The sequence below is a fragment of the Pontibacter roseus DSM 17521 genome (assembly GCF_000373265.1).
Lineage (GTDB): Bacteria > Bacteroidota > Bacteroidia > Cytophagales > Hymenobacteraceae > Pontibacter > Pontibacter roseus.
In genome coordinates this window covers 433,878-455,917 of record NZ_KB890762.1, presented here as the reverse complement: position 1 = coordinate 455,917, position 22,040 = coordinate 433,878, and the positions used below count along the sequence as shown (strand labels likewise).

27 protein-coding genes and 1 pseudogene are annotated in these 22,040 nt (G+C 52.0%); 20 read left to right on the top strand and 8 right to left on the bottom strand.

The genetic code is table 11. The features are described 5' to 3' along the window. The first annotated feature begins 5 nt into the window (after positions 1 to 5). The 3 genes from egtD to B051_RS0108550 all read left to right on the top strand — a co-directional run bounded on the left by egtD (position 6) and on the right by B051_RS0108550 (position 3,296). Positions 6 to 1,013, top strand: a complete 1,008-nt coding sequence (gene egtD / locus B051_RS0108565; protein WP_018477782.1) for an L-histidine N(alpha)-methyltransferase — start codon at positions 6 to 8, stop codon at positions 1,011 to 1,013. A gap of 279 nt (positions 1,014 to 1,292) precedes the next feature. After that, positions 1,293 to 2,633: an MATE family efflux transporter gene (locus tag B051_RS0108555; RefSeq protein WP_018477781.1), complete on the top strand. Its 1,341-nt coding sequence runs from the start codon at positions 1,293 to 1,295 to the stop codon at positions 2,631 to 2,633. 75 nt (positions 2,634 to 2,708) lie between these two features. Next, entirely contained in the window at positions 2,709 to 3,296 is a 588-nt protein-coding gene (locus B051_RS0108550; protein WP_018477780.1) for a DUF922 domain-containing protein, read from the top strand. 83 nt (positions 3,297 to 3,379) lie between these two features. Here B051_RS0108550 and B051_RS0108545 read toward each other — a convergent pair whose 3' ends face one another. Continuing rightward, the gene (locus B051_RS0108545) at positions 3,380 to 4,933 is read right to left on the bottom strand and encodes an FAD-dependent oxidoreductase (protein WP_018477779.1); all 1,554 of its coding nucleotides are present in this window, start codon (positions 4,931 to 4,933) and stop codon (positions 3,380 to 3,382) included. Positions 4,934 to 5,153: 220 nt separating this feature from the next. On the opposite strand from B051_RS0108545, the gene B051_RS0108535 reads away from it, so the two are divergent. Next, positions 5,154 to 5,510, top strand: a complete 357-nt coding sequence (locus B051_RS0108535; protein ID WP_018477778.1) for a tRNA-binding protein — start codon at positions 5,154 to 5,156, stop codon at positions 5,508 to 5,510. An 8-nt stretch (positions 5,511 to 5,518) separates the two neighbouring features. On the opposite strand, the gene B051_RS0108530 is transcribed toward B051_RS0108535, so the two are convergent. After that, positions 5,519 to 5,932, bottom strand: a complete 414-nt coding sequence (locus B051_RS0108530; protein WP_245539600.1) for a DUF4296 domain-containing protein — start codon at positions 5,930 to 5,932, stop codon at positions 5,519 to 5,521. A 58-nt stretch (positions 5,933 to 5,990) separates the two neighbouring features. On the opposite strand from B051_RS0108530, the gene B051_RS0108525 reads away from it, so the two are divergent. The 7 genes from B051_RS0108525 to B051_RS0108495 all read left to right on the top strand — a co-directional run bounded on the left by B051_RS0108525 (position 5,991) and on the right by B051_RS0108495 (position 11,631). Beyond that, positions 5,991 to 6,872, top strand: a complete 882-nt coding sequence (locus B051_RS0108525) for a DUF58 domain-containing protein (RefSeq protein ID WP_018477776.1) — start codon at positions 5,991 to 5,993, stop codon at positions 6,870 to 6,872. Then, entirely contained in the window at positions 6,865 to 7,779 is a 915-nt protein-coding gene (locus tag B051_RS0108520; protein WP_157578706.1) for a hypothetical protein, read from the top strand. The genes B051_RS0108525 and B051_RS0108520 overlap by 8 nt, the downstream gene beginning before the upstream one ends. Continuing rightward, positions 7,760 to 8,812: a VWA domain-containing protein gene (locus B051_RS0108515; protein ID WP_018477774.1), complete on the top strand. Its 1,053-nt coding sequence runs from the start codon at positions 7,760 to 7,762 to the stop codon at positions 8,810 to 8,812. The genes B051_RS0108520 and B051_RS0108515 overlap by 20 nt, the downstream gene beginning before the upstream one ends. Before the next feature lie 150 nt (positions 8,813 to 8,962). After that, positions 8,963 to 9,652, top strand: coding sequence for a YggS family pyridoxal phosphate-dependent enzyme (locus B051_RS0108510; protein WP_033316818.1), 690 nt, complete (start codon positions 8,963 to 8,965; stop codon positions 9,650 to 9,652). Positions 9,653 to 9,691: 39 nt separating this feature from the next. Further along, complete coding sequence (locus B051_RS0108505) at positions 9,692 to 10,141, top strand: DUF2750 domain-containing protein (protein ID WP_018477772.1); 450 nt, start codon at positions 9,692 to 9,694, stop codon at positions 10,139 to 10,141. A 197-nt stretch (positions 10,142 to 10,338) separates the two neighbouring features. Next, complete coding sequence (locus B051_RS0108500; protein ID WP_051080657.1) at positions 10,339 to 11,196, top strand: glycerophosphodiester phosphodiesterase; 858 nt, start codon at positions 10,339 to 10,341, stop codon at positions 11,194 to 11,196. Positions 11,197 to 11,253: 57 nt separating this feature from the next. Beyond that, complete coding sequence (locus B051_RS0108495; RefSeq protein ID WP_026236274.1) at positions 11,254 to 11,631, top strand: DUF423 domain-containing protein; 378 nt, start codon at positions 11,254 to 11,256, stop codon at positions 11,629 to 11,631. Between the two features lie 76 nt (positions 11,632 to 11,707). Here the strand turns inward: B051_RS0108495 and B051_RS0108490 are convergent, their stop codons facing one another. The 3 genes from B051_RS0108490 to B051_RS0108480 all read right to left on the bottom strand — a co-directional run bounded on the left by B051_RS0108490 (position 11,708) and on the right by B051_RS0108480 (position 14,240). Beyond that, entirely contained in the window at positions 11,708 to 12,157 is a 450-nt protein-coding gene (locus B051_RS0108490) for a DUF1573 domain-containing protein (RefSeq protein WP_018477769.1), read from the bottom strand. Positions 12,158 to 12,235: 78 nt separating this feature from the next. Beyond that, positions 12,236 to 13,642, bottom strand: coding sequence for an ATP-dependent DNA helicase (locus B051_RS0108485; RefSeq protein WP_018477768.1), 1,407 nt, complete (start codon positions 13,640 to 13,642; stop codon positions 12,236 to 12,238). A 130-nt stretch (positions 13,643 to 13,772) separates the two neighbouring features. Then, on the bottom strand, positions 13,773 to 14,240 hold the full coding sequence (locus B051_RS0108480; RefSeq protein ID WP_018477767.1) for a PaaI family thioesterase: 468 nt from the start codon (positions 14,238 to 14,240) through the stop codon (positions 13,773 to 13,775). A 37-nt stretch (positions 14,241 to 14,277) separates the two neighbouring features. Between B051_RS0108480 and B051_RS0108475 the strand changes: the two genes are divergently transcribed. From B051_RS0108475 to coaD, 3 genes are all read left to right on the top strand, one after another. Further along, complete coding sequence (locus tag B051_RS0108475; RefSeq protein WP_018477766.1) at positions 14,278 to 14,763, top strand: NUDIX domain-containing protein; 486 nt, start codon at positions 14,278 to 14,280, stop codon at positions 14,761 to 14,763. 78 nt (positions 14,764 to 14,841) lie between these two features. Then, entirely contained in the window at positions 14,842 to 15,729 is an 888-nt protein-coding gene (locus B051_RS0108470; protein ID WP_018477765.1) for a DUF3822 family protein, read from the top strand. Between the two features lie 153 nt (positions 15,730 to 15,882). Further along, the gene (coaD, locus tag B051_RS0108465) at positions 15,883 to 16,362 is read left to right on the top strand and encodes a pantetheine-phosphate adenylyltransferase (RefSeq protein WP_018477764.1); all 480 of its coding nucleotides are present in this window, start codon (positions 15,883 to 15,885) and stop codon (positions 16,360 to 16,362) included. Here the strand turns inward: coaD and B051_RS0108460 are convergent. Then, positions 16,316 to 16,996 carry an NUDIX hydrolase gene (locus tag B051_RS0108460; RefSeq protein ID WP_018477763.1) on the bottom strand — a complete coding sequence of 227 codons (681 nt, stop codon included), beginning with the start codon at positions 16,994 to 16,996 and terminating at the stop codon, positions 16,316 to 16,318. The genes coaD and B051_RS0108460 overlap by 47 nt on opposite strands. A gap of 110 nt (positions 16,997 to 17,106) precedes the next feature. Between B051_RS0108460 and pyrE the strand changes: the two genes are divergently transcribed. Continuing rightward, the gene (pyrE, locus tag B051_RS0108455) at positions 17,107 to 17,745 is read left to right on the top strand and encodes an orotate phosphoribosyltransferase (RefSeq protein WP_018477762.1); all 639 of its coding nucleotides are present in this window, start codon (positions 17,107 to 17,109) and stop codon (positions 17,743 to 17,745) included. A gap of 2 nt (positions 17,746 to 17,747) precedes the next feature. Beyond that, positions 17,748 to 18,245 carry a metallophosphoesterase family protein gene (locus B051_RS0108450; RefSeq protein ID WP_018477761.1) on the top strand — a complete coding sequence of 166 codons (498 nt, stop codon included), beginning with the start codon at positions 17,748 to 17,750 and terminating at the stop codon, positions 18,243 to 18,245. A gap of 107 nt (positions 18,246 to 18,352) precedes the next feature. Here the strand turns inward: B051_RS0108450 and B051_RS0108445 are convergent, their stop codons facing one another. Then, positions 18,353 to 18,544 (bottom strand): hypothetical protein, encoded by a 192-nt coding sequence (locus tag B051_RS0108445; RefSeq protein ID WP_018477760.1) that lies wholly within the window; start codon positions 18,542 to 18,544, stop codon positions 18,353 to 18,355. 79 nt (positions 18,545 to 18,623) lie between these two features. Between B051_RS0108445 and B051_RS0108440 the strand changes: the two genes are divergently transcribed. The 4 genes and pseudogenes from B051_RS0108440 to B051_RS23040 form a co-directional block, all read left to right on the top strand. Continuing rightward, the gene (locus tag B051_RS0108440; RefSeq protein ID WP_018477759.1) at positions 18,624 to 19,664 is read left to right on the top strand and encodes a threonine aldolase family protein; all 1,041 of its coding nucleotides are present in this window, start codon (positions 18,624 to 18,626) and stop codon (positions 19,662 to 19,664) included. An 82-nt stretch (positions 19,665 to 19,746) separates the two neighbouring features. After that, positions 19,747 to 20,385, top strand: coding sequence for a DNA-3-methyladenine glycosylase family protein (locus tag B051_RS0108435; RefSeq protein ID WP_018477758.1), 639 nt, complete (start codon positions 19,747 to 19,749; stop codon positions 20,383 to 20,385). A gap of 196 nt (positions 20,386 to 20,581) precedes the next feature. Further along, a complete protein-coding gene (locus B051_RS22715; RefSeq protein WP_018477757.1) occupies positions 20,582 to 20,797 on the top strand; it encodes a rhodanese-like domain-containing protein in 216 nt (71 codons plus the stop codon). A 27-nt stretch (positions 20,798 to 20,824) separates the two neighbouring features. Further along, positions 20,825 to 20,965: pseudogene (locus B051_RS23040) on the top strand (rhodanese-like domain-containing protein); the annotation flags it as partial. A 160-nt stretch (positions 20,966 to 21,125) separates the two neighbouring features. Here B051_RS23040 and B051_RS0108425 read toward each other — a convergent pair. Then, positions 21,126 to 22,037, bottom strand: coding sequence for a DUF58 domain-containing protein (locus B051_RS0108425; protein ID WP_018477756.1), 912 nt, complete (start codon positions 22,035 to 22,037; stop codon positions 21,126 to 21,128). Positions 22,038 to 22,040 lie beyond the last annotated feature (3 nt).

Below are 22,040 nucleotides of genomic sequence, written 5' to 3'. Positions count from 1 at the left end.
GTTTTATGATTCTCAACCTCCCCAAAGCACCTATGATTGACCTCAGCCGCAATGCCGATGGCAGCTCCGACGTACGCGCTTTTGCCCGTGATGTGGCAGAAGGGCTGTCGCGTGAGCAGAAACGGCTTCCCTCCCGCTACTTCTACGATGCCGCCGGAAGCGAACTTTTCAGGCAGATAATGGAGCTACCGGAATACTACCTGACGCGCAGCGAGTTTGAGCTCCTAACACAGCACCGGAAGAACATAACAGAGCATTTTACCAAGGAAGGTTTTTTCCATCTGATTGACCTGGGCGCTGGCGATGCTTTCAAGACTAAAATCCTGCTGAAAGAGCTCAGCCACCAGCAACATGCCTTTGATTATGTGCCAGTCGATATCTCAGGAGATGCCATGCAGCAGCTCACGAACAGCCTACAGCAGGAATTGCCGGACGTACAGGTGCAGGCGGTGGTGGGGGAATATGCACAAGCGCTGGAGTGGTTGCAGGTACATAAGTCGGAGCGGAAAGTGGTTTTGTTCCTGGGGTCCAACATCGGCAACTTTGATGCTGATGAAGGGCTGGCGTTTCTTTCCAGCATAAGGGGCTATCTAGATAAAGGGGACCAGCTCTTGATGGGCGTGGACCTGCGCAAAGACCCAGACACCATCCTTCTTGCCTATGATGACTCTTCCGGAACAACCGCGGCCTTCAACCTGAATCTGCTACACCGCATCAACCGGGAACTGGGTGGTAACTTCGACCTGGAGCAGTTCAGACACTACGCCTTGTATGACCCGCAGGAGGGCGTCATGAGGAGCTTCCTTATCAGCCAGCAACAGCAGCAGGTATACCTGAGAAGCCTCGACCGTAGCTATACCTTTGCCGCCTGGGAGGCCGTGCATACAGAGAACTCCAGGAAATATACCATGAATCAGGTGCAGGGACTAGGCCAGCAATCTGGCTTCAGAACCGACACCATCTTCCAGGACGAGCGCCGTTACTTTGCTGATGTGCTCTTCACGGCTGTCTAAAATTATAATCTAAACCTACTGAAGGTACAGAGAAGATTACACTATGAAACTGAAGACACTCCTCCTCACAGCCGCCCTGCTGCTCATCGCCATACCTGCCAAAGGCCAGCAAAAGAAGAAATGAACCAAATAACAGGTATAGCTGCCCTTTCAAATCTGTTGGTTTAATCGCTACTCCTGCATCCCCATCCGCTGGGCAGCAATAGTTTAATTGCAGGTCTAGGGTATAGGTTAAGGCAAAAAAGGCTAATTTTGCGGGCCTTTCCCTTAACTGCCGGTATGAAATCTGAAGAGTACAAAGAGCATTTTCGAAAAAACTTCGTGTTGGCATTCCCCGTGGTGCTGAGCCAGTTGGGCCACATCATGGTGAGCGTGATAGACAGTCTGATGGTTGGCCAAACGGGCACCATACCGCTGGCGGCGGCCTCGTTGGGCAACAGCATCTTTACTATAACCATGGTATTCGGTCTGGGCGTTTCGTACAGCATCACCCCGCTCATTGCCGCCGCCGAGGGCCGCCGAAATTATACCCGCATCTCCCTCCTGCTGCTGAACGGACTCTTCTCCAACATGCTGTTGGGCATCGTGTTGTTCGGGGTTGGTTACTTCTTCTCCCCTTACATCACCTACCTCAACCAACCGGAGGAAGTGGTGCGGCAGGCTATACCTTACATTAATATTCTTTTCCTGTCCATGGTACCGCTCATGGTTTTTCAGGCATTCCGTCAGTTTGCGGAAGGTCTGTCGCTTACCAAGCAATCCATGTACATTTCCATTCTGGCCAATAGCCTCAATGTGGTGCTGAACTACATCCTCATTTACGGTAAACTGGGATTCGAGCCGATGGGGCTGGTAGGTGCCGGCTGGGCCACGCTCATCTCACGCGTTGTGATGGCACTGATGATGGGAGGATATGTGCTCTATTCACGCCGTTTTGCGGTGTTCCAGCGTTTTCTAACCTATCGCCATCTCTCCTTCGTCCATATGTACCACATCTTCCGGCTTGGTTTGCCCATATCCGGGCAGATGGTGTTTGAGATGGGGGCCTTCAGCTTTTCGGCTATCATGATTGGCTGGCTTGGAGCACGAGAATTGGCTGCCCACCAGATTGCCATCAACGTAGCCGCGGTCACCTACATGATGGCCAGCGGCATCGCAGCGGCGGCAACCATCCGGGTAGGTAATCAGAAGGGACTGCGGAATTTCCGGGCGATGCAGGTAGCGGGGTTCAGCAGTTTTGCAATGGGCGTCATGTTCATGATTGCCAGCGGACTTTTGATGGTGCTTGGAAACAAATTTATTCCTAGCTTGTACATCGATGACCCTGCCGTGATCGAGATAGCTTCCATGCTGCTCATTATAGCGGCACTCTTCCAGATTTCTGACGGAGTGCAGGTGGTGGGACTCGGCGCGCTGCGTGGCCTGGAAGATGTGAAAGTGCCCGGATTGATATCGCTGATAGCTTATTGGATTATTGGACTTCCTGTCGGATACTTCCTTTGCTTCAAAGCCGGATTTGGAGTAAACGGGGTATGGACTGGACTTTTAACAGGACTAAGTATTGCTGCTATATTACTATTTTGGCGCTTCAAAAAGCTCAGCCACCAACTTACCAGATAAAAAAGTGCAAATCATTGGCACCTATTTCTGAAGGTCAGTGTTGCCCGGTTAGAGACACTTTTAAACTTTTAGCCAATGTTTATCTTTACTCTGCTCCTGTCGCTGTTGGTGGCCCTGATGAAGCCCCACACAGCCCCGGCCGGTCTTGCGCCTGCCGCTATCACTGTGCCGGTGCCTCCTGCCCTGGCCGCTTCCACCAACGACAAGTTGGCCTGGTCTGCTGAGCGTAAGCTGAACTGGGATGACTTCAGGGCGATTCCTGAAGGCGATAACCCCCACCACGCGCTTACGGCCGCCAACCTGGCCGTAGATGCCAAGTGCAAGAACAACAAGTTCTACTATGAGGTGAAATGCGTATTCCTGCCGGGCGAATCCTGGTCCAAAAACAAGAAATCAGAGAAACTACTGGCGCACGAGCAACTTCATTTTGACCTGACGGAGGTACACGCGCGGCTCCTGCGCAAGCGTCTGAAAGGCATGAGAAGCTCCTGCGACAACATGAAATCCAAGCTGAACACTACCGTAGGCGACGCCTTCAAAACCTGGAAAGCGGAGCAGGGCGAGTTCGACCGATTGTCACGCCACGGGCTCGATGCCGAAGTGCAGCAGGTATGGGCCGCTGACATAGAGCAGCGCCTGGCGGCATTGGAGGCCTGGCGGTAACATACCTTGTATAGATGGAAAAGACTGCTGCCATACCTTTGAGAGGTATGGCAGCAGTCTCTATTATTCTAGTTAGACAGGAGTTACTCTGCTGGCCCCAAGTCCTTTATGGCAGGCCCAGTTATCACTTTTCCAAATGGATCGAAGCGGGAGCCGTGGCAGGGGCAATCCCAGGAACTTTCCACGTCGTTCCAATGCACGACGCAACCCAGGTGGGTGCATACCGCTGAGCATTGGTGCCGAATGCCATCCTGGTCACAGTACACGGCCACTTTCGACAGGCCCTTTCGCATGATGCTGCCTGTGCCGGGCATAACCTGCATGGGGTCATCCACCTCACCGGGCGTGACGTAGTCTTTGAACTGAGCCGCCACATTCAGGTTTTCTTTGAGGAACTCGCCGGATGATTTCAGGCTTACACGAGCCGGGTCATACAGTTTCTCCCAAGGATTTGGGCGGCCCATGATGAGGTCGGTGATGAGCATACCTGCGATGGTGCCATGCGTCATGCCGTGACCAGAGTCGCCCGTGGCGATGTACACATTGTCAGAATCGCCAGGATTTCGGCCGATGAACCCAAGGCTGTCAACGGGTTCGTATACCTGACCAGACCAACGGTACACCACATCCTGAGCCATCGGGAAGCGGAGCCGCATCCAACTCTCCAAATCACTGAACTTGCTGCTCAAATGTGATTCCTGCCCGGTTTTATGGTCCTCGCCCCCCACAATGAGCAGGTCCAGGTCGTGTGGCAGCTGCTCTTTGCCTTCTCCGGCTGCCTTACCCCGCAGCAAGCGCACGTAATGGTACGGGTCCTTCATGTCCCAGTACAGGGCATCGGGCACCTCGTCGCGTCGCACAGCAGCTCCTATCACGTAAGTGCGGTACGGAGCTTGTTTGGTATGCATGGTTACCATGTCGTTAACAGGCGTGTTGGTGGCTACCACCAGATGGTTGGCTGACACGGTATGGCCCGCTTCTGATACCACCGTCACGACAGAGCCGGAATCAAAACGTTCTATCTTGGTCTTCGTGAAAATCCTGCCTCCTTTGGCGATGATGGCATTGGCCAAAGCAGAAAGGTACTTGAGTACGTGGAAGTGCGCCTGGTTCGGAAAATGCAGACAAGGAAGGGCAGTTAAGGTGTCAATGGGGGCTTTTTTACGGAGCACCACATCCTGCCACCCTATCTGTTGCAGCGCCTCCAGTTCTTTCATAAGTTGCTCTTCTTCCTGTTGGTCGTTGGCGAACATGTAGCCATCCACGCGGGTGAAGTCGCAGTCAATTTTCTCGTCCTTTACAACTTCTTCTATTTTGTCAATCGCCTTGCCGTGACTCTGCACGGCCAGCCGGGTACCCTCTACCCCAAACAGTCGTATGAGCTCCGGGAAACCGTCATCCAATGCATTTGTTAAATGGGCTGTGGTGCGGCTGGTCTCTCCACCCCCTATTTCTTTGGCCTCAACCAACACCACGTCTTTTCCCTCCTTGGCCAACAGATAGGCTGTCGTGATACCGGAAATGCCTCCACCTATCACGCACACATCGCACTTCACATTTTCATGCAGGGGATTGGTGACGGGCATGGTGATGTTCTCGACCCAAACGGGCAGGCTTGCTCCTGATTCTCTTTTCATAGTTTCTGATTTTGTGCAACAGGTAAACAGGCTTATACTTATACCCTGAAAAACAGGAAGAAAGCCGGTTGCATAGGATACGCTGCTAAAAACTGAATGTTACTGAGCAGGTTCGGAATGGCCATTTCGAAAGGCGCTAAGGTACAGAAGCTATACCTAAACAGGCACGGCAGATTTTCGCAGGAATCAGTATCTTGCTCCGCTGATAAACAAGAAAACTATGTACGCACCATCCGAAGCCTGGGAAACCATCTCTTGGCAACACTTTGAAGCGACCGACATACGGGTAGGCACCATCCTGGAAGCTACAGATTTCCCCGAAGCACGAAAGCCTGCTTTCAAACTGGTGGTGGATTTAGGTCCATTGGGTATAAAAAAATCCAGTGCCCAGATTACGAAGCACTATACCAAAGAAGAACTGGTGGGGAAGCAGGTGCTGTGCGTCACAAACCTGGGCAGGAAACAGATAGGCAAGTACGTTTCAGAAGTACTGGTGACGGGCTTTGCCGATGAAAACGGGGATATCGTGCTCGCGCAGCCCGCCGGACGCGTTCCAAACGGGAGCAAGTTGATTTAAGGTATAAATCAGTAAGCCATCTCAGGCACACCTTTCATGCCATTCTTTTGGGGTTCGGGTGGAGTGCTCGGTTGTCCGTCCGAGGCTCGTGCTTTGGCCTCCCGCACGCTCAGGGTGTCCAGGATGACTTCATACAGCTTGTCCATCTGCGGGATGTTGTCAAGGTAGTATTGGTAGGTGTTCCGGAACTCCTGTTGCTCCACGCCGTGGGCCTCCAGAATCTTCTGCTGCTCCTTGTTGAAAGCCATCAGGGCTGTGTCCGGGTATAGCACCCTGGTCTCAATACGCGCCTCCACCACATGGATGTCGGCCAGAATCTGAACCATCTTTGCCTGTGGCACCAGGTTTTGAGGCATTTCGTCGTTCTGGGACTGGCAACCCAGCAGCACTCCCAAAGAAAGTATACAGAAAAGTCTTCTCACGGATGCAAATTACGCGAATATGTCCTAATTTTAAAATCTGACGCTACGGCACAAGGTTATGAAGGAGCTTGTACAAAAGCTACGAAAGTACGAGATACGCATAAGAAAGGCAATCAACACCCAGATGCAGGGCGATTTCCACTCTGTTTTCAAAGGAACCGGCCTGGAATTCGATGACGTGCGGGCTTACCAGTACGGCGATGACGTGCGCTCCATTGACTGGAACGTATCCGCTAAAGGCCATGGCACCTTCGTGAAGACCTACCGGGAGGAGAAAGAGCAATCGGTGTTTCTGATGCTGGATGTGAGCGCCTCGCAGACCATCGGCACCGGGAAGCAGCAGAAACTGGACGTGGGCAAGGAGATATGCGGTGTGCTGGCCTTGGCGGCAGCGCGGCAGCAAAGCCAGATTGGCATTATCTGCATCAGCGACCAGAAGGAGAAGTACATTAAACCGGCCAAAGGTATAGAACAAGCCTATACCCTGATTAAAGCCCTGAAGGAACTGCAGCCCAAGTCGTCGAAGACCAACCTGGCGTCAGGCATCAAACTCACACTCGACATCATCAAGCGCCGCAGCATCATCCTGCTCATTTCCGACTTCATTGACGTGAACTATGAGAAGGAGCTGGCTATGCTGGCCAAGCGCCACGACCTGATTGTGATACAGTTGTTGGATTTGCGCGAACGCAGCATACCTGGGCTGGGCATTGTGCCGGTGGTGGACAAAGAAACCGGCCGGACGGTATGGCTGAACACCTCCGGGGCCGAATTCCAAAACCATTATTTCTCGCAGTACAAGGAGAACCAGAACCGGGTGATTCGCATCTGCCAGAAATATCAGGCCAATTACCTGGCCATACAGACAAATGAGGATTACGTGCCGCAGCTGGTCAACTTGTTCCGGCTCCGAAACAGAACCACGAAAAGAAGTGCCTAGATTCCTTTTGCTCATACCGTTCTTCCTGCTGGCGTTAGTTGGCAAGGCACAGCAGGTGCAGCCACCTATGGGCAGCTTCAGCCGAGACTCGGTGCAGATTGGGGAGTTGCTGCGCTATACGCTCGTGCACCACCACCCAGCCGCACAGGAAGTGGTGCTGCCTGATTCTGTCTACAATTTTCACCCCTTCGAGTTGGTGCGGAAGAGCTTCTATCCTACCACGACCAAAGCCGGCATCAGTACCGACAGCGCCGTCTATACCCTCCGCACCTTTGAGACGGAGCCCGTTCAGGCACTGGCTTTGCCGGTATTCGTACTGCAGGGGAAAGACACAGCACAGGTTTTCGCCCCTAGGCAGTCGGTCGTGTTGAAGCAGTTGGTCAGTCAGGTGCAGGAGCCTCTGACATTGCGCACGCATACGGCGTTGGCTCCGGTGGCAAAGCGTTTCGATTGGCCCATCCTCCTGCTCTGGCTCGTGACCGGGGCTGCCTTCCTGGCGCTGGTCGGGCTTGCGTTCGGGCAGACCATTAAGACCAAGTACCAGCTCTACCGCCTGCGCAAAGATTACCTGTACTTTAATTCCCGTTACAACTCGCACGTGGACCGCTTTGTGAAATCAGGCTCCTCTATCAGTATGGAAAAAGCGGTGGCTCTTTGGAAGAATTACCTGACCAAGCTGGAGCGCAGTGCTATCAATTCCTTCACAACCAAAGAAATAGTAGAGTACTACAACGATGATGAACAGGTGAACCTGGCCTTACGCTTCTGCGACAAGGCCATCTACGGCAACGCCGTTGCTGAGCCCGACACAGAAACCAACCAGGCGCTGGGTATGCTGCGCCGCTTTGCCAGAGGACGCTACAAGACTCACCGTGAAATAACCAAGGATGCTAAAAATCAGCGATGATATGTGGGATTGGCTGAGCCTGGAATGGTTCAGCTATGGTACCCTCCGCTCCTTCGACTGGGTATACCCGCTGGTGCTTTACGCCCTGCCGGTCATTCCGCTGCTCTTCCTCATCAAAGGGCTGCTGCGCCTCAAGTCACGTAACAAGTTGGACATAGCCATGTTCGAGGGGAAAGTGAAGTGGCAATGGACGAGCCTGCTGCGGTTTGTGCCGGATGTGGTATACATCTTGTTCGTCATGCTGGTGCTGGTGGCGCTTGCCAGGCCCCAACGCATCAACGAGCAGGTGGAGCAGACCGCGGAAGGTATTGACATCGTACTGGTGCTCGATGTGTCGGGCTCCATGGAGCTACAGGACATCCAACCGAACCGGCTGGAGGCGGCCAAGGAAGTGGCCATCAACTTCATCGATGGTCGAGTGGAAGACCGCATTGGTGTGGTGGTGTTTGCCGGTGACGCCTATTCCCTCGCGCCGCTCACAACTGATTACCAGCTCCTGCGCGAGAGTATCGGTTCCATTGAGTTTGGTATGATTCCTAATGATGGCACCGCGATTGGCAGCGCCTTGGCGGTGGCAATCAACCGCATGCGTGATTCACCCGCCAAGACAAAAGTGGCTATTCTTATCAGTGATGGCGAAAACACCGCCGGCAGCCTGGACCCCAAAATGGCAGCCCGATTAGCCTTCGGCCATCAGATAAAGATTTACACGATAGGTATTGGGAAAGACGGACTGGTGCCGCACGATGTGGATGCAACCGGTAAAACCTTGTTGGTGGAAACGCAGTTAGACGAAAAAAGCCTACGGGAGATAGCTAGCACCGGCGAAGGGCGTTTTTTTAGAGCCGATTCGCGTGAGGGTCTGCAGGACGTGTTTAAAGCCATTGACCAGTACGAGAAGACGGAAGTGACGGAAAAGCGGTTCCGGGATGCGCGTGACTATTACCAGGTATACCTGAAATGGGCCCTGCTCCTGCTGGTGGCTTGGATGCTGCTCAAAAACACGTTCATCACCAATGTGCTGGAGGACTAAGGTGAATCAGAGAATATCATTCAGAGCGGTTTTAGGTATAGCTATACCTGCTCTTACAGCCTAAACTTCTACCGCTAGTATACCTTGAAGGATGCAGCTGCAAAAATCAATGTGACAGATATATACAACAGACGCTACGAAATAAAAACTATGACTGCTATCGCTGATAACATACGGTATTTTGACGAGAGGCTGCGGGATACGCCTTGCCGCCTGGTGGCTGTTTCCAAAACACACGCCCCTGAGAAAGTCATGGAGGCCTATGCGGCTGGGCACCGAATCTTCGGTGAAAACAAGGTGCAGGAGTTGCTCGAAAAGCGGGAGCTGCTCCCCCACGACATCGCCTGGCATCTCATCGGTCACCTACAAACGAACAAAGTCAAGCACATAGCGCAGTTCATCGACACCATTCAGTCGGTGGACAGCCTGAAACTGCTAATGGAGATAAACAAACGGGCCGAGCAGTTCAACCGTACGTTCCCAGTCAACTGCATGCTACAGCTATCCATTGCTGACGAGGAGACCAAATTCGGTATGAACTATCAGGAAGCAGTAGATTTGCTGCAATCAGACGAGTACCGGAGCATGCACTTCATCCGGATAACGGGCGTGATGGGTATAGCCACCAACACCGGCGATGTCCAAAAGCTGCGGAGCGAGTTCCGTACGTTGCGCGGCTATTTTGAGCAGCTGCGCGAGACGTTCTTCTTTGCCAACCCAGATTTTAAGGAGATATCCATGGGTATGACATCGGACTGGGAATTAGCTTTGGAAGAAGGCAGCACCCTGATACGGGTGGGTAGCGGAATTTTTGGCGCCCGCGACTACAGCAAAAGCTAGAAACACGTAACTAAGATTACATACTAAACAACGAGCATTATGCAAGAGAAAGATGGGAATATGGAGGCCAATTACCGAAAATTCATTCAGCACATTGTTGAGAAGGACGCTGTTTGGGGCCTGACCCACGATGACACCTGGGCTACCTCCAGCTCCGGCGAATACGAAGATGCGGAGGTCATCCTGTTCTGGTCAGATGCTGAAGGCGCCAAGGCCTGCGCCGAAGACGATTGGGCCGAGTACCAAGCAGATTCCATCACACTGGTTGAGTTCCTGGAGAACTGGTGCGTGGGCATGTACGGCGACCAACTTTTGCTCGGACCCGATTGGGATGCCAGCCTGGTAGGCCGCGAAATGGAGCCGCTCATCGTAGCCCTAGATGTAATAAACGAACTCAAGCAAAAAGGGAAAACGCTTGAATTTACGCAATACGACAGCCAGGAAGAGTTTGAAGAGCAGGTGACAGAAGCGCTCGAAGGTGACGAATAAGACAAAGCCAGCATCATGATCAGGCACAGCTATGCGCACAGGTATAGCTGGCGAGTTGTTTTGTTGATTGCCTAAGCTTCAAGTAGTGCCTATACCTGGAAACCACAACAAGAAGCCGGATGACCTGCTTTGCCATACCTTCTATACCAGCAATTCTTGGTCTGCTTCTCTGCCTGTCCGCCCTTAATTTCCCACTCATGTCTCAGCCAAAACAAGTATCTAGCGTGGCTAACAAGTTCCCGACATTCGACATGGAAGGACACCGAGGAGCCCGCGGGTTGATGCCGGAGAACACTATTCCAGGTATGCTTAAGGCGCTGGAGCTTGGCGTGACTACGTTGGAGATGGATACCCACATCACCAAGGACAAGAAAGTCGTGCTCTCCCATGACCCCTACATCAACCCAGCGCATGACCTGCTGCCCGATGGAACTGAGATACCCTTTATGCACAGGCGGAAGTACGTGCTCTATCAGATGGAGTATGACAGCATCCGCCAATTCGACGCAGGCTCCAAGTATTATGACAAGTTTCCGCAGCAGCAGAAGCTAGAGACACACAAGCCGCTGCTGTCTGAGGTGATAGATTCGGTTCAGGCTTATCTCCAGGAACATCAGCTTCCCCAGGTATACTACAACATCGAAACCAAGTCGAAACCTTCCGGTGACGGAAAGCTGCATCCTGAACCTGCGGAGTTCGTCGACCTGCTCATGACTGTTCTGGAGGAAAAGCAGCTATTGCCTTGGGTCATTATCCAGTCTTTTGATGCGCGCACGCTGCAGGTGCTTCACGGGAAGTGGCCCACAGTGAAGACTTCGCTGCTGGTGGAAAACCGCAAAGGGCTCGAGAAGAATCTGGAGGCGTTGGGTTTTATACCGGACATCTACAGCCCCAATCATAAACTGGTGACTCAGAAACTGGTGCGAGTGTGCCATGAACGCGGTATCAAAGTAATCCCCTGGACGGTGAACGAGTTGGAGCAGATGCGGCGCCTGAAGCAGAAAGGCGTGGATGGAATCATCACGGATTACCCACACCTGTTTCAGGAATTATGATTTTGGGATTTAAAGTCTGAAATTGGAGGTTGAAACTCAACATTATAACTCTACCACGTGACACAGAAAACCATACTTTTGATAGCCAGTGCATTAGGTGCGCTGAGTGTGATGATAGGAGCCTTTGGGGCACACGCCCTCTCCTCTTTGCTACAAGCATCTAATCGTGTAGATACCTTCGAAACCGCTGTCAAATACCAGATGTACCATACCCTGGCCTTGCTGGCGGTAGGGCTGCTGTTGTTCCGGGTGGAGCACCCGGCGCTGCAGGTAGCTGCCTGGGCTTTTTTCATCGGCATCCTTATTTTCTCTGGCTCGCTCTATACCTTGTGCCTCACCGGTATCACGTGGCTGGGCGCCATCACACCCATTGGTGGCACTGCGCTGATTGTGGGCTGGGCTGCTTTGTTCTATGCTATCTTGAAGACACTCTAAATTTTCGAACCACATAAACTCAAAAGGCCCTCCTGTTACCAAGAGGGCCTTTTTATTAAATAATGTAGGAAAAAACTTATTGTGTCTTCACGCTGGAAGTAGCTTTCTCTTTCACGTCCGTCATGATGTATACATAGGCAGCACCATCAGCCGCATTGGAGTGGATGGTAATCGCCTTTTTCTGCTGCCCCAGTATGCCGGCGCTGTTGTACTTGGCGGTCACAAAACCAGTCTTACCAGGCATTACCGGTTCTTTCGTCCAGGCGGGGGTAGTACAGCCGCAGGTAACGTCCACGCGCTCAATTATAAGCGGCTGTGTGCCTGTGTTGGTGAACTTGAAGGTATGCTCCACCACATCTCCCTGCGCAATCTCCCCGAAATTGTGCTCGGCGGTCTCAAACGAGATGGCAGGGCCATTCTTAGCCTGTGCCTGTGGCGCGGCAGTCTGCTTGGCAGGAAGTTGTTGCGCCATGGCACCACTGGCCGCCAAGGCCGCAAATACGAACGATAAGATGATTTTTTTCATATGATTAGGGTTATATTCTCAATCTACGATATAGCTCCTGATTGGTTATAGAACGCGCTATACACGCTCTATCGTATGCTAATCAACCAACAGTTGCTTGTTAAAGTTCAGCAGGAACAGCTCTTCCGATGAACGTGTAAGCGCGGTATAAAGCCAGCGGGCAAACTCTTCGTTCACCATGTCGTCCTTCAGGAATCCTTGGTCCACAAACACGGCTTTCCATTGTCCGCCCTGTGCCTTGTGGCAGGTGAGGGCGTAGGCGAATTTCACCTGCAGAGCGTTCAGGTAAGGGTTCTTTTTAAGTTCTTTGGCCCGGTCACGCTTGTTTTTGATGTCCATGTAGTCCTGCAACACCCCTTCATACAGTTTCTTGTTCTGGTCGGCAGGAAGCGCGGGAGCATCCGTATAGAGGGTATCCAGCATAATCTTTACTTCCTGCTCCTCCTCATCGGGGTAGTCCACAAACCGGATGCGCACGTCAGCGAAGCGGAAGCCATACATCTCCTCATCCCGGATGATTTTCGTGATTTCGACAAAGTCACCGTTGGCCATGAAGCCGATGTTGGAATCCTTTGGAAGCCAGAAGTAATTGTTGCGCACAATCATCAGGTAATCGCCCACGCCTATCTCATCCTCCGAAAAGAAAATCTGCCGGCGAATGTGCTGATTATACAGGTTGGCTGTCTTGTTGGAGCGGCACACCACAATGGAGTTCTCGATGCCGAACTTGTCGTAGGCGTATCGCAGCCCGTCTTCCAGTTTCTCCCCCGTCATGCGGTAGATGTCGCGCCACCCTTTCGTTTCAAGCTTGATTTCAGGGTTCTCACTCTTGAGCTGGTTGCGTAGGTTGGTAGCGTTCATCAGTATACCTGATGCCTCAGCCTGGCGCATAACCTGCTTCAGTTCAAGCTCCTGCACCTGGCAACGGAAGTTGTGTTTGAGGTATGCCGCATCAAGCGAAGGGCTCACCACTTGGTTGACCGGGGGCAACTGCGCCGTGTCACCTATCAGCAGCAGCTTGTTATTCTTCTTGTCGAACACGTACTGCAGCAGGTCCCGCAACAGCCCGTTTTCACCAAAACCGCTTTCGTCGGATATCATGGACGCCTCGTCTACAATATAAAACGTGTTCTCTGATTTATTGGGCTGGCGCGTGAAGGCCAGACCTTCCGAATAGGGATTGGCAGTTTGCCGGTATATTTTCTTGTGGATGGTGAACGCTGGCTTGCCGCTGTATGAGGACATTACTTTCGCTGCCCTTCCGGTAGGGGCCAACAGCACGTATTTGTAACCAAATGTGTTCAGAATCTTGACAAGGGAGGTCACTACTGTTGTTTTTCCAGTACCGGCATACCCCTTGAGTAGGAAGACAGATTTCTCCTCCTGCTTGTTCAATATGAACTCGTCGAGCTTCGCAAAGAGCCTGGCCTGGTCCTCTGTAGCCTCAAACGGAAAACTTTTTCGCAATGCTTCTACTGGGCGCATTGTGTGGTATTAAAAATTATGAAATACTAATTAGGAATGCAAGCAGCAGTATCGTGCCCCATACCTGTTTAACAACCATTGCTACAGGTATAGCAACACAAACCATAGTGAGCTAAGCAATTAAATCGACTTAGGAGGCGCTGCTCATCCTCCTGGCAATGTCCTCTGGGGTGATGGTAGCCATAGAAGTAGTGGCCTTGGCTATCAGCAGCGGCTCCTCCTCCCCTTTTACCACGTATACCTCCGCCTCGCAAAAGTTGAGTTTGCGCCCCTGCTTGATAACGTACCCCTTTGCCAACATTTTGTCGCCTACACCCGGATGGAAATACGACACCTTGATTTCAGCTGTCACCACGTGGTGGTCTTTAGGCACCAGACTTACCGCAGCAAAGCCAGCCACAATATCAGCCAATGTGGCGATGACGCCACCATGGGCGAAGCCTTTGTGCTGCTTGTGCCGCTGCTCCAAAAGGAGCTCCCCTTCTACCCTGCCTACTTCAATGCTAGTCACCTGGAAGCCCATCAGCTTCATGAACTCCTGGCGCTCCAGCTTCTCTACAATATCCGACTTGAAATCGGGGTTGTACGTTTGAATCATTTTGTAAATTTACCACCAATACCCCGCTATAGCAAACATGAACACGCTCAATCCCAACGTTGCCCTCTATACCGATAAAGTGCGGCTACGCGTCTGCGGCATCTGCATAAAAGACGACAAGTTGCTGCTGGTGCGACACCAGGCCACGGTCCAGAACAAGGCCTTTTGGATGCCCCCTGGCGGCGGGCTCCAGTTTGGAGAGACGGTGGAGGAATGCCTGAAACGGGAAGTTTTAGAAGAGACTGGGCTGCAGGTAGAGGTCAGGCGCTTCCTATTTGTGAACGAGTTCAAGCAGCACCCGCTGCAGGCGGTGGAGCTCTTCTTTGAGGTGGTTATAACCGGAGGAAGCCTGATGACAGGCACTGACCCGGAGGCAACTGCCGACCAGCAACTGATAGAGGAGGTGGTCTTTCTACCACTGGAGGAGATAAGAGAGCTGCCTCTCCCGGACAAGCACCGGGTGCTGCACTACCTGTTCTCGCTCGATGACCTGCTGGGTATGCCTCATCATTTCCTCAAGTAAACACAGCTATACTGTGTTATTGCTATATTTTTTTTATACTTGCATAGTACATCACGCCACCACTCCAGGCTTCACACATTGGAAACAACCAACACGCACTTCCAACTTTCTTACCAGATACAGGACGAGGCCTTCCGGCTAGCCCAGGCAGGTAACTGCAATCTGTACATTTCCATCAGTTCCAAGGCCGTGCGCTTTGCCGTGGTGGATGTGGAGCGGAACAAGTTCGTGGTACTGGAAGATTATGAACTGATATCGGTTTTCACGCCCCTACAAGTGGCCGAGCAACTTACCCTTATTGCGGACCAAAGTCCCATTCTGCAGGAGCAGCGCTGGCTGAACGTGCGCATCAGCGTGAGCAATCAGCACTTCACACTCGTACCGGAAACGCTCTTTGACCCAGCCCACCAGGAGGACTACCTGCGTTTGCACAGCGATCTCAACTCCCAGCAGGAAGTGACGCTCATTTACCGACATACCAGTCTGGAGGCGGTCAACATCTTTGCGATTGACGGTGTGCTCTACCGGATGGCGCAGAGTCTATACCCGGAGCGGAGCGTGCAGTTTCTGCACCAGACCAGCGCCCTCATCAAGAGCAAGCTGCACCAGGCTGAGCGCACAGCCGGCCACAGTATGTACATTTTCGTGGAGCGGAATTATGTTACCATCGTGGTGGTAAGCGAGGGAGGGCTGCAGTTCTGCAATGTGTTTCACTACCTTAGCCCTGAAGACTTCATCTATTACATCATCTTTGTGATGCAGGAACAGAAGATGAATCCGGAGCAGGAAACCATTACCGCGTGGGGAGACATCACCCACGATTCCAGCCTCTTCAACATCCTTAAGAAGTATATCCGGCAGGTACGGTTAGGCAAAAAACCGGCTGACATTTCCTACAGCTACAAATTCGATGACATGTTTGAGCACCGGTATTTTGAGCTCTACAGCATGCACTTCTGTGAATAAACCCAATGTTAAATTTTGAATGAGTGAATCATAGGAAACAACTATAATAGAAACCTGTTTCACTCACCCGAGGCTCGTACAGGACCAGTATACGCACCACGAATCATCAAATAATAATTCACCCATTCGCTCAGTCACTCATTCAAAATTAATATGAAACGAATCGCTATTTTCCCAGGCTCTTTTGACCCGTTCACCAATGGGCATTTGGATGTGGTGTTGCGAGGAGCCCGCATGTTCGATGAGATAGTTATAGCGATTGGCAACAACAGCAGCAAGCAGCGCTACGTGCCTGTGGATAGGATGATTGAGGTGATAGGGAAGCTATTCAAAGACCAGCCGAACATCACGGCGCAGTCTTATAAAGGGTTGACAGCTGAGTTTGCCCGGGAGGTGGGGGCCAACTTCCTGCTGCGCGGCCTGCGCAACACCACCGATTTTGAGTATGAGAACACTATCGCGCAGGCGAACCGGCACATCAACAAAGAACTGGAGACAGTCTTCCTCATTACCTCACCGGCCCTGGCGGCCATCAGTTCCTCCATCATCCGGGAGATTCACCGCTTCGGAGGTAATGTGGATGACTTTATACCTTTCCGGATTTCAGAGATTGGAGATATTCCCGCACAATAAAGGCAATGGAGGTATAGGCTTTTGGAAGCACTTCCAGCACCTCCTCCGGTGTCATCCAGCGTACCTCCTCTATAAATTCCTCCGCCTGTGGCTTCATAAGGCTGTCATCAGTGCATTCCATTAAGAACCAGCTGGTCTTCTTCAGGATTTTTTTGCCTTTGAACGCATAGGAGTGCCAGGTTTTTGGCAGTTTTTCCAGCACATGCACCTTGATGTTGCACTCCTCCTCCACTTCCCGTAGCGCACCTTCTACGGTCTTCTCGCCTTTGTCCAGTTTTCCTTTGGGCAGGTCCCACACGCCAAGGCGGTACATCATCAGGATTTTTCCTTCTTTCAGGACCAGGCCACCTGCGGCCTTCACAATCTTGAACTGGTCTTTGAGGTGCTCAATCAGCTGCTTTTTTTTGTTGGTCACTAGGGTCAGTGACTTGAGCTTCTTGAGCTTCTTTACCTCCATCAGGCGCACAATCCTATCAATGAGCAATGTGTCCGCCCGTTTAATCATCACATCCCCCACCAAATCCTTGGACGAAAAATGGTCCTCGGCGTCCAGCACCAGGTCATAATGGTGACGGTATACCTTCTCGTTTGATTTCTTCAGGATAAGCGGGATATCGTTTATGAAAACGTTCATGGGTATCGTGCTGGTTTAACAGCTTGAAATTTACACAAATGAATCAATATTTCACTCGAAAGAAGCTCCTGTGGCGCAAAAAGGCTAAAATAATTCTGTAAATTCGGCTCATGGATTCTACGACAATAGCACACCAGGTGGCCTCTTTCCTGCTGGAGACAGAGGCTGTGAAACTGAGACCGGAACAACCCTTCCGCTGGAGTTCCGGCTGGAACTCACCCATTTACTGCGACAACCGCGTCACGCTATCCTTCCCGTATATACGCAGCTACATCAAGCAGCAGTTGGCAGAAATGGTGAAGCAGAACTTCCCGGAAGCAGAGGCGATAGCCGGTGTAGCCACCGCAGGTATAGCGCAGGGCGCATTGGTAGCCGACCAGCTGGAGATGCCCTTCCTGTACGTACGGCCGCAGCCTAAAAGCCACGGCATGGCCAACCAGATAGAAGGCAAGCTGGTGCCAGGCCAGAAGGTGGTGATGGTAGAAGACTTGATATCGACGGGCGGCAGCTCGCTGAAGGCGGCGGAGGCCGTGCGTTCAGCTGGAGGCAACGTGATAGGTATGGCCGCTATCTTCACGTATGGCTTTTCGGTGGCCGAAGCAAACTTCAAAGAAGCAGGTATAGCCTTGCACTGCCTCAGCAATTACCAGGCGCTGACAGAGGCGGCCATCCAGAATGGCTACATACCGGAAGCCGCCATGCAGACGCTTTCTGAATGGCGTAAATCACCGGCCACCTGGAAGGTATAGCGATGAAGATAGGCCTCCTCTCCGACACCCACGACTACCTGAACGACCAGATACTGCGCCTGTTAGAGGGCAGTGATGAGATATGGCATGCGGGTGATTTCGGGACGGCTCAGGTATCGGAGAGGCTGAGCCAGGTGGCACCGCTCCGGGGCGTGTATGGCAACATAGACGGTCAAGACATCCGGCAGTTATACCCGAAGGTGCTGCGTTTTGAGGCTAATGGCTTGGACGTGATGATGACCCACATCGGAGGCTACCCCGGTAAGTACCACCCGGATGTACGGGAGGAGATTAAGTCAGACCCGCCGAAACTCTACATCACGGGGCACTCGCACATCCTCAAAGTCATGACGGACAAAAACCTGAACAACCTCCTGCACATCAACCCAGGCGCGGCAGGCAGGCATGGCTTCCACAAGATTAGAACCATGGTGCGTTTTGCCATTGCCGAGGGGCAGGTGCGGGACCTGCAGGTGGTGGAGCTTGGAAAAAGGGCATAAAAAAAGCGTGCCTGCGGAGCAAGCACACTTTGAAGTCTTTTGAAAACCCGCCAACCGCAGCTTACACAGCGTTGGCAGGCAGATGGTTTTACTTTGCCGTAAAAGGACTACTCAGCAGAAGCTTCTACAGCAGTTTCTTCTTTCTTGCCTTTTGGAGCCTCACCGAACTGAGCTCTCAGCTCGTCCATGTCAACATTCTTGATAACTGGTGTCAGCAGCAGTTGCTTTATTCTGGCAACCTTGTTGTTTGCTCTTGCCTTATTTTTACGGTCTTTTCTTTTAAGTCTAGTAACTCCCATCGTTGCAAAATTTTAATTTGAAGGGCAAAAGTAAGTTATTATTTTTACAAAGTAAAGTATTTATAGAATCAAATTCATCATGCAGATAACAGACCTTCGTTCCGATACCGTCACCAAGCCTACTCCTGAGATGCTTCAAGCCATGTTCGCGGCCCAGGTAGGCGACGACGTGTATGAGGAAGACCCAACCATAAACGCCCTGGAGCAGAAAGCCGCCGCCATGTTCGGCATGGAGGCAGGCCTCTTCTGCCCTTCCGGCACCATGACCAACCAGATTGCCATTAAAGCCCACACAGAGCCCCTGACGGAGGTGATTTGTGACGTAACAGCCCACATCTACCAATATGAAGGCGGCGGCATTATGTTCAACTCGGCGGCATCTGTGGCGCTGGTGCACGGAGAACGCGGCAAAATGACGCCGGAGCAGGTGGAGGCGCACATCCGCCCTGACAACATCCACTACCCTCCAACCCGCCTGGTGGCGCTGGAAAACACTTGCAACAAAGGCGGCGGCGCTTACTATACTCTAGACGAGATTGTGGCTATCTCAGAAGTTTGCAAGCGGCACGACATCGCCTTGCACCTGGATGGAGCGCGTGTTTTCAATGCCCTAGTGGCCTCCGGCGATGACGGCACTTCCTATGGCAACTACTTCGACAGCATTTCCATCTGCCTTTCCAAGGGGCTGGGCGCACCGGTGGGGTCCGTGCTGTTGGGCAGCAAGGCCTTCATCAAGAAATCGCGCCGCATCCGCAAAGTGCTGGGCGGCGGCATGCGTCAGGCTGGATACTTGGCTGCCGCGGGACTTTACGCGTTGGAAAACAATATTTCAAGGCTACAGGAAGACCACCGCAAAGCCAAAGCCATGGAAGAGGTGCTCCTGCAGGCCGATTACGTGGAGCGTGTGCTACCGGTAGAAACGAACATTGTTATCTTCCAACTGAACGACAGGTACAAAGATGCGGAATTTGTGGCGGCGCTGGCCGAACAAGGTATACGTGCCTCCAGCTTCGGACCCCAAATGATTCGCTTCGTGACCCACTTGGATGTGAGTGACGAGATGCAGCAGCATGTGCTGCAGGTGCTGCATTCGCTCAATAAACAGCAGGTCGAGGCTTAAAAAAGTTACTTTTTAGAAAGCCAGGAGCTGGCTACTTTCAGCCCCTGGCTTTTCCCTATACCTGCACCTCTTGTATAAAACTATGACCATTCACTTCCCTGATTACCCGTCTTCAGACATTATGGCTGTTCTAGCCAAAGACCCAATCCTGGCGGCTCTTGTAGGACAGGGCAAGCCGTTGGCTTCCACTAGGTCAGAGGATTTGTACTTCGAGCTGCTGAGCTCCATTGTGTCGCAGCAGCTATCCGTCAAAGCGGCGGCCACCATTTTCAGACGGTTAACGGAGCTATACCCAGACGCCTACCCGCACCCGCACCTGGTGTTGGAGACGCCCGATGAGACATTGCGTAGCGCCGGGCTTTCTTTCCAGAAAATAGGGTATATCCGAAATGTGGCGGCTTTTGCACAGGAAGGAAATCTGGAACATGCCACCATAGATGCCATGGACGATGAAACGCTCATCCAACACTTGACGAAGATAAAGGGAGTAGGCCGATGGACTGTGGAAATGCTGCTAATGTTCGCGCTGGAACGCCCGGATGTGATGCCGGTGGATGACGTAGGTATACAGAACGCCATGAAACGTCACTATGGACTAGAGGAAACTGGAAGGGTGCTGAAAGCACGCATGCACGCGATTGCAGAGAACTGGCGCCCCTACCGCACCATCGCCTGCAAGTACCTATGGCAGTCACTGAACAACATGCCTACGCAGACATAATATCGACACAGCTAACTGGAGGTACTGAAAAAAGCTACTAGAAGATTGTCCGCCGCGAAATCAGGCGCCTCTGCCTACACCTATCTCACCTTTCTGCCGCTATCTTTTCCAATTTAAAATAAGGAATACAACAATTTTTTATTACCCACGCTATAACTGCTTATCTCTTTATAAATTAATTAGTTATACCGGTACGATGGCACATAAATCCGCTGCTGACATGGTCAAAGAGGCCAAACAGCAAATAGAAAACATCTCACCTGACCAGGTGGAAAGAGAAATCTCATCAGGTGATGCTACCGTGATTGACATCCGCGAAAGCGAAGAGTTGACTCAGAATGGAAAGATTGCTGGTTCTGTACATGCGCCACGCGGTATGTTGGAGTTCTACGCTGATTCTTCGTTACCCTAGCATCGCCCGGAATTTGAAAAGAACAAGCGACTCATCCTGCACTGCGCTTCCGGCGGGCGTTCGGCCCTGGCAACAGCCACGCAGAAGCAAATGGAATACGAGAATGTAGCACATTTAGACGGCGGCTTCAAAGCCTGGAAAGAGTCCGGAAAACCTGTAGTTGATTGAAGTAAAGCCTATGGCTAACGTGTGATTTTTTCATAACCCAGGTATAGCAAGCAGTGCTTCACAGAAAGTATCTCTGCTGCCATATAATACAAGAGCTGTTCCAATAGAGGCGTCTACTTCCCCTCTACTGAAAAAGCTTTTTTTATGACTGCAAGTATAGTTACCTTACCTTAGCGCGCTTCACCAGGTATCCGTACAGCACTTTATCGAAGGGTTCGGTGATGTCCACCGGCACGAAATCAATCTTATACTGACCGCATTTTAGCTCCAGCTCACGCTTGTAGGTAGCCACGGCGTTGCGGTAATGCTCCTTCACCTGCGAGGGCTGTAGTTTCAGTTCCTGCCCCGTCTCCACATCCACAAACACGTAGGGCCGCTCAGCGAAATCGAATTCCTCTTCTGTTTTGCGGTCCATCACATGAAAGATGAGCACCTCATGTTTCTGGTGCTTCAGGTGCTGCAGTGCGGCAAAAATGGCATCGCTGTTCTCATGGCGGCCCAGCATGTCACTGAAAATGACCACCAAAGAGCGCTTCTGTATCTGCTGGGCTATTTGATGGATGACCTCCGGCACATTGGTTTCTACCCGCACCGGCTCCTCTTCCAACTGCTTCTGCAACAACAAGAGCAAGGTATGCAAGTGCGAGGCGGTGGAGCGGACGGGCGTCTGCTGCTTGATGGTATCGGCAAAGGTGACCAGGCCCACGGCATCGCGTTGCTTGCGCAGCAGAGTAGCCAGGGCAGCAGCGCACAGGATGCTGAACGTGATTTTGCCCCGGTTCTCGACAGGATAATACATGGAGGGAGATACATCCAACAGCATGTGGCAGCGCAGGTTGGTTTCCTCTTCAAATCGCTTCACAAACAGCTTGTCCGTTCGGGCAAACACCTTCCAGTCGATGTGGCGGGTACTCTCGCCGCTGTTATAGAGGCGATGCTCTGAGAACTCTACTGAAAAGCCGTGGTACGGTGACTGGTGCAAGCCTGTGATAAAACCCTCCACCAACTGCTTGGCCAGAAACTCCATGTTCTCGAATTTCTGAACGTCGGCAAGTGTGAGGGGTTTTTTCATGGT